Below are 6472 nucleotides of genomic sequence, written 5' to 3'. Positions count from 1 at the left end.
CACTTGACTTTTAATCAAGGGGTCCAGGGTTCGAATCCCTGCCGAGTCACCATTTGAAAATTCGCTCCGCAAGGAGCTTTTTTTATTGTCTTTTTCTTTGTACTGCTTTCTATGCGCAGCTTTCCTTAGACAGCCTGTCGATCCGGCGCTTTTCTTCTCTGCCGCTCCGACAGGCTTTTTCTGTTTCTAAAACCGCCGCTCGACGGTCCGGCCGATCCGGCTGGGATCAAACCCAGGAGCATGACTCCCCGAGCAGCACAGAGACGAGAGCGTCCAGATAATCCTTTTTGCGCAGCTGCTGTGCGGACATACCAAAAGAGGCGCCCATGGAAAGGTGCCTCTTATCGTTCATTCTGGAATGCTTCGCATTTCGTTTCTGTTTATTCTTCTTCGAATACAGGAAGTCTTGGCGTCTGATGACTGGACGAACTCGACGAATCGTCGCGGTTGAAGAAGAAGGGCAAGAAGCCGTCGTCCTCTTCTTCCGGCGTATAGCCGTCGTTTTTGAGAATTTCGTCTTCAAACCGTTTGGATCGATAGGCGATCTGCGTATTGAGATCATCAAAGCCAAACTCTTCGCAAAGCGTCGGAACATCCGCGTACAGGGACGTTCCCAGGCCGAGCTTGTGACCCTGAATCGTAAAGCCCATCGCTTCGAGCGTCGTCGGGAAAATATCGAGCGTGCAGTAATCGCGGGTTCGATCGAGCGTATAGGGCGCGCCGTTGATAACCGTAAAATAGGTCCGTCTTGGGAAATCGATGCCGACGCTCTGGTTGATCAGGCTGTCCATGGAAAGATGGTCGCCGGAAATCATGATAACCGTATCGTCATAAAAATCCTGCTGCTGGATCCATTCGACAAATTCCGCGATCCGCTTGTCGGAGCAGCGGATGACGTTTTCATACTGCTCATCAAAATCATCCGGGCAGTTCTTGCACAAATAGCCGTCCTTGAAGTGGGTGTCCGCTGTAAGCATGGTGAAATTAAACGGTTCGTCCTGCGCGGCAAGTTTTGTAATTTTCTCTTTGGCAAAGCGGATCAGCTTTTCATCTTCAAAGCCCCACCACTCGTCATAGTTTTCCGGAATGTCGCCTTCATCGCGCGCGGTCTGTACATCGTAAATTTCATAGTTTCCGTGCTGGCGGAAGTAGTTGGCGCGTCCCGCATAGCTGGCTTCGGAACCGCACATGAAATAGTTCGTATAGCCTTCCTGTTCCAGAATGTCGCCAAGACTGACGACTTCCGGAAGAAAGAGCATCGATTCCGAGAAGGTGTGATTGTACTGCGAGTTAGAAATGCCAAGGGGCGTTCCGGACGTCTGCGCGCAAAGACCGGCAACTGTCCAGGACGTCTGGCTGGTCACCTGACCGCCGTTAAGACAGATATCCCCTTGTGCGGAAAAGTCGGTATTTTCCTTAGCGATCCGGGTAAGGTTAGGGATCAGATCCGCATCAAATCCGCCGCCGTGTTCCCTGTCGGAAAATGTGGCTTCCATCGACTCCAGATAAATGCAGATGATGTTTTTCTTTTTCGCCGGGACCTGAATCAAGTCGGCTTCCGGTTTGACGTAATGGTTTTCGTAGAGCGTGGAAAACTTGTTCTGTTCTTCGATGTACTGATCAATTTTCAGCGCTTCATAGCCTTTCTGAAGCTGAGAAATCATCAGTCCCACGCAGCCCGTCATGCACAGCAGGCTGCCGCAGTTGATCGCCTTGATCGCATTCGACGCCATCCACTTTTTGCGGGTATGCGTGCGGTTCTTTCTGGAAAGCTGGCTGTGGAGCAGAAAGCCGTACAGCAGCGTTCCCAGGACAATCCAAAGCGCGTAATTCAGCAGAAAGCCCTGCAGGATCTGGACGATGGTATTGCTGGCACCGCCCATGCCCACCTGCATCGTATACAGGAACTGGGAAAAGGATTCGACCTGAATCACCTGGGTGATGTACTGGACCGCATACGCCAGTATGCACCCCAGAATAAAGAATATATAGGCAATAGTACCCAGAAGAATGGTCAGTTTCTTACGTGACATGCCCCATATTGTAATGCTTCCTTATCGCATTTCAATTGCGAGGCTGAAGTTTTAACGGAGGGCTAGTCAATGTTGAGAATCTTTTAATATGTCTTCATTTAATGAAACCGGTATCTTTCAAAAGCGAAAGCATTTCTCGCCGCCTGCAGAACGCCCGCTTTCCCTTTTCTCAAAGCGTCGGACGGCGTATCTTGCGGTGTATCTGCCCCGCTCGTCGATGTTTTCCGGAACAGCGGGAAAAAGGCTCCGTTTCAAGTCCTCCATTCCATATGAAAAAGCGATGATTGCTGATCTTCTGGATCGAATCATCGCTTCTGGCTTTTTCCGTCAATTTTCTGCGTTTTCTGCAGTTGCAGTTTGGCTGGAATTACAGTTCGGCAATTACTTCCACTTCAACGAGAACGCCTTTGGGCAGATCCTTGACGGCTACGCAGCTGCGTGCCGGCTTTTCGGTAAAGGTGTTCGCGTACACGGCGTTGAAGGCCGCAAAGTCTTCGATATTGGCCAGGAAGCAGGTGGTCTTCACAGCCTTTTTCGGGCTGGTTCCGGCTGCTTCGAGAACGGCGGTCAGATTTTTCATGACCTGTTCGGTCTGCTCTTCAATGGTCACAGCTTCGACGGCGCCGGTTGCCGGATTGATCGGAATCTGTCCGGACGTAAATACAAGGCCGTTTACGACAGCCGCCTGACAGTATGGCCCGATGGCCGCTGGAGCGTTCGGTGTAGAAATCTGTTTCATAAAGGTCCTTTCCAGATCGAAGTTCAGGCTCTTTGCTCTCTTTAAAGGAGCTGGAAGCCTTCTTCGATCAGCGTTTTCTCGACCAGATCGATATGGTCCTGGTCGCGGGTTTCAATATTGATGCGCAAAACGCAGTCGGTAATCGATGCGCCTTCGCTCGCTTTTTCATAGAAGACGCTGTCCACATTGGCCCCTAAGGAAGCGAGCAGCGCGGAGACTTTGGCCAGCTGACCTGGACGGTCGGAAAGCTGAATCGCCAGAGTCGCGCTGCGGCCGGACGTGAGAAGACCGCGTTCAATGACTTTCGAAAGAATGGTTACGTCGATGTTGCCCCCCGAGAGGATGCAGACAATGTTCTTGCCTTCGGTCGGGATTTTGTCGAACATGACCGCGGCTACCGATACGGCGCCGGCGCCTTCGGTGATGAGCTTCTGCGTTTCGATCAGCTTCAGAATGGCGGTCGCGACTTCATCGTCGTTAACCGTGACAATTTCATCAACATACTTGCGGCAAAGATCGAACGTGTGTTCGCCAGGTTCTTTTACCTGGATGCCGTCGGCGACGGTACGGACTTTATCGAGGCAGACGATGCGCTCTTCTTCCAGAGACGCCGCCATGCTTGGCGCGCCTTCGGCCTGTACGCCGTACACTTTAACGTCTGGGCGCAAGGTTTTGATGGCGTAGGCGACACCGGAAATCAGCCCACCGCCGCCAACGGGAACTACGACCGCGTCAAGATCATCGATCTGATCGAGAATTTCGAGACCGATCGTTCCCTGACCGGCGATGACGAGTTCATCGTCGAACGGATGAATGAACGTATAGCCCATTTCGTCGCGCAGACGCAGGGCTTCCGCATAGGCATCATCATATACGCCCGGAACGAGAACGACCTGCGCGCCATAGCTGCGGGTCGCTTCAACTTTGGAAATCGGGGCGCCTTCCGGCAGACAGATGATGGCGGGAATGCCGCAGGCCTGGGCGGCGAGCGCTACGCCCTGGGCATGGTTGCCCGCGGAGCAGGCGATGACGCCGTGCGCTTTTTCTTCTTCCGAAAGCTGAGAAATCTTAAAGCTGGCGCCGCGCAGCTTGAACGAGCCGGTTTTCTGCAGGTTTTCGGTTTTCAGAAATACATTGCAGCCGCTTTTAATCTTGGCAGCGGGGATAAGGTCCGTCTGACGGGCGATGTCCTTGAGGACATAACGGGCCTGGTAAATCTTTTCAAGCGTTAACATCTTCGTTCAGTCCTTCCTTTGCTGCCAGATGCGCGGCAAACTGTCTTGCCGCTCTGGCCGATCGGCCGCCCTGCGCAAGCGCAAAGGCCGAAGCCTGTTCATGAATGGCCCTGGGGTCGGCTGCGTGCAGGCCGTATTCTTCTAAAACCGCATCGACAATTTCAAAGAAGCTGCGGTTATCGGGTTTTTCAAAAAAGAGACACTGTCCAAAGCGCTGAGAAAGCGAGAGCGTTTCCTGCAGCGTATCCCGCCGGTGCACGTCGTCCCCGGTACGGGCCGACATGCTTTCCTTGACGAGATGGCGGCGGTTGCTGGTGGCATAAATAACCACATTTGCACTGCGGGCGCAGACGCTGCCTTCTAGCACGGCTTTAAGCGCCGCGAAGGAGTCGTCGTTTTCGCCAAAGGACAGATCATCGATATAGACAATGAATTTCAGCGGCTCTTCAGCCAGGGTATCGAGCAGATCGGGAAGCAGATCGAGCTGTCCCCGGCCGATTTCCACCAGCCGCAGACCCTCGGTTTTAAACCGATTGAGCACCGCCTTGATGCTGGCGGATTTGCCCGTTCCCGCGTCGCCGTAAAGCAGCAGGTTGGAACTGGGCAGATTTTTCAGAAGCGCCATCGTGTTTTCGATCAGTCTGGCGTGCTGGTCTTCGTAGCCGTACAGCTGGTCGAACGTGATCGGATCGCCGCTGCGTACCGGAATCAGACGGACTTTGTCTTCGCTGGCCAGCCGGAACATTGAATACTGGGCGAACAGGCCCGTGCCGCGGGTTTTCATCGTTTCCAGACTTTCCAGATACTCCGTTTTCAGATCCTGCGCCTTGCAGTTCCACATTTCGCTTTGCAGGCCGAGATCCCGGCTGGAAAGCCGGCTGGCTTCGCTCAGTGCATCCAGTTCATACATCGCCTGATTGAAAATCAGCTCATTTTTGGGCTGACCGGCGAGATGCCATCGGGACAGACAGGTCGACGTGCGGCAGACCAGATCGCGCAGATAGTCCGGCCAGCTGGGATTTTCCTGCATGTAGAGCAGACCCGCAAAGCGGGCTGCGTACTGGTTCAGACTGCTGGAAAAATGCGAATGGTCCTGAATCATATCCGCAAACGCCTTGAACACTTCGTCTTCGTACAAATTGCGAAACACCGCCAGACCGCAAATCCGATCGTAAAGCAAATCGAGATTTACGCTGCGGCTCATGAAAGAACCGCTCCTTCATCCGCGCCGTGCACCTGAGCGGCATAGCGCTTGAGATAGCCTTCGACCTTGCGCGGTTCTTTTGCGGGCATTTCTTTTTTGCGGCGTTCGATTTCTTCGTCGTCCACGAGCAGTTCAATGGAATATTCCGGAATGTTGATGGAAATCAGATCCCCGTTGCATACGTAGCCGATCAGACCGCCTTTGCAGGCTTCTGGCGAAACGTGACCGATCGAAGCGCCGCGAGTGGCTCCGGAGAAGCGGCCGTCGGTAATGAGAGCGACTTCCTTATCGAGACCCATGCCGGCAATGGCCGAGGTCGGCGATAACATTTCCCGCATGCCGGGACCGCCAGCCGGACCTTCGTTGCGGATGACAACGACGTCGCCCGGTTTGACTTTGCCGCCGAAAATGCCGGCAATGCATTCTTCTTCCGATTCAAAAACGTTGGCCGGTCCGGTGTGCACTAACATTTCCGGAGCGACGGCGGAACGTTTTACGACGCAGCCGTTGGGCGCCAGGTTGCCTTTGAGGACGGCCAGACCGCCCATTTTCGTATACGGATTGTCGATCGGACGAATGACGGTTTCGTCCAGGTTTTTGGCATTGGCCAGATTTTCATGCATCGTCTTGCCGGTTACAGTCATCAGATCGGTTTCCAGCAGACCGGCATCTTCGAGTTCCTTTAATACCGCGTACACGCCGCCCGCTTCATTGAGATCTTCCATGTACGTCGGACCGGCTGGAGCGAGGTGGCAGAGGTTTGGCGTATGTTCCGAAATTTCGTTGACGTTGTCGAGATCGATTTTGATGCCGCATTCGTGCGCGATCGCCGGCAGATGGAGCATCGAGTTCGTCGAGCAGCCAAGCGCCATATCGGCAGTCAGTGCGTTTTTGAACGCTTTTTCGGTGAGAATATCGCGCGGACGGATATCCTTGCGGAACAGTTCCATAACCTGCATGCCCGCGTGCTTCGCGAGTTCAATGCGCTTGGAATACACAGCCGGAATAGTACCGTTGCCCGGCAGAGCCATGCCCAGCACTTCGCTCAGGCAGTTGTGCGAGTTGGCGGTATACATGCCGGAGCAGGAACCGCAGGACGGGCAGGTGTTCTTTTCGTATTCATCGAGTTTGGCTTCATCGATTTTTCCGGCTTTGTAGGCACCGACGGCTTCAAACATGCTGGAAAGCGACGTTTTGTGCTTGTCGATACGGCCGGCGAGCATCGGTCCGCCGGAAACGAAAATGGTCGGCAGATTCAGAC

At 53.8% G+C, this 6472-nt stretch carries 6 protein-coding genes; all 6 read right to left on the bottom strand.

Features of this window, described 5'->3' with window-relative positions; all coding sequences use genetic code 11:
• Window positions 1–226: 226 nt before the first annotated feature.
• A complete protein-coding gene (locus ACLUYS_RS09005) occupies window positions 227–352 on the bottom strand; it encodes a hypothetical protein (protein ID WP_255658308.1) in 126 nt (41 codons plus the stop codon).
• Window positions 353–380: 28 nt separating this feature from the next.
• The gene (locus tag ACLUYS_RS09000) at window positions 381–2033 is read right to left on the bottom strand and encodes a sulfatase-like hydrolase/transferase (protein WP_288340674.1); all 1653 of its coding nucleotides are present in this window, start codon (window positions 2031–2033) and stop codon (window positions 381–383) included.
• Window positions 2034–2400: 367 nt separating this feature from the next.
• Complete coding sequence (locus ACLUYS_RS08995; RefSeq protein ID WP_230267993.1) at window positions 2401–2772, bottom strand: Rid family detoxifying hydrolase; 372 nt, start codon at window positions 2770–2772, stop codon at window positions 2401–2403.
• Window positions 2773–2813: 41 nt separating this feature from the next.
• Window positions 2814–4007: a threonine ammonia-lyase gene (gene ilvA, locus ACLUYS_RS08990; RefSeq protein WP_230267994.1), complete on the bottom strand. Its 1194-nt coding sequence runs from the start codon at window positions 4005–4007 to the stop codon at window positions 2814–2816.
• Window positions 3994–5211 carry an ATP-binding protein gene (locus tag ACLUYS_RS08985; protein ID WP_230267995.1) on the bottom strand — a complete coding sequence of 406 codons (1218 nt, stop codon included), beginning with the start codon at window positions 5209–5211 and terminating at the stop codon, window positions 3994–3996. The genes ilvA and ACLUYS_RS08985 overlap by 14 nt, the downstream gene beginning before the upstream one ends.
• Window positions 5208–6472 (bottom strand): dihydroxy-acid dehydratase (locus ACLUYS_RS08980; protein ID WP_412659652.1); only part of this gene is annotated, 1265 nt, incomplete at its 5' end. The genes ACLUYS_RS08985 and ACLUYS_RS08980, both read right to left, overlap by 4 nt.

It is taken from the genome of Allobaculum sp., assembly GCF_047010065.1.
In the GTDB taxonomy this organism is placed as follows: domain Bacteria; phylum Bacillota_I; class Bacilli_A; order Erysipelotrichales; family Erysipelotrichaceae; genus Allobaculum; species Allobaculum fili.
This window is presented reverse-complemented; position numbering and strand designations above follow the sequence as displayed.

What these genes read in the sequence shown, in the direction of transcription:
- ACLUYS_RS09005 (WP_255658308.1), bottom strand. Translation starts at nt 352, where the DNA reads ATGAACGATAAGAGGCACCTTTCCATGGGCGCCTCTTTTGGTATGTCC.
- ACLUYS_RS09000 (WP_288340674.1), bottom strand. Translation starts at nt 2,033, where the DNA reads ATGTCACGTAAGAAACTGACCATTCTTCTGGGTACTATTGCCTATATA.
- ACLUYS_RS08995 (WP_230267993.1), bottom strand. Translation starts at nt 2,772, where the DNA reads ATGAAACAGATTTCTACACCGAACGCTCCAGCGGCCATCGGGCCATAC.
- ilvA (WP_230267994.1), bottom strand. Translation starts at nt 4,007, where the DNA reads ATGTTAACGCTTGAAAAGATTTACCAGGCCCGTTATGTCCTCAAGGAC.
- ACLUYS_RS08985 (WP_230267995.1), bottom strand. Translation starts at nt 5,211, where the DNA reads ATGAGCCGCAGCGTAAATCTCGATTTGCTTTACGATCGGATTTGCGGT.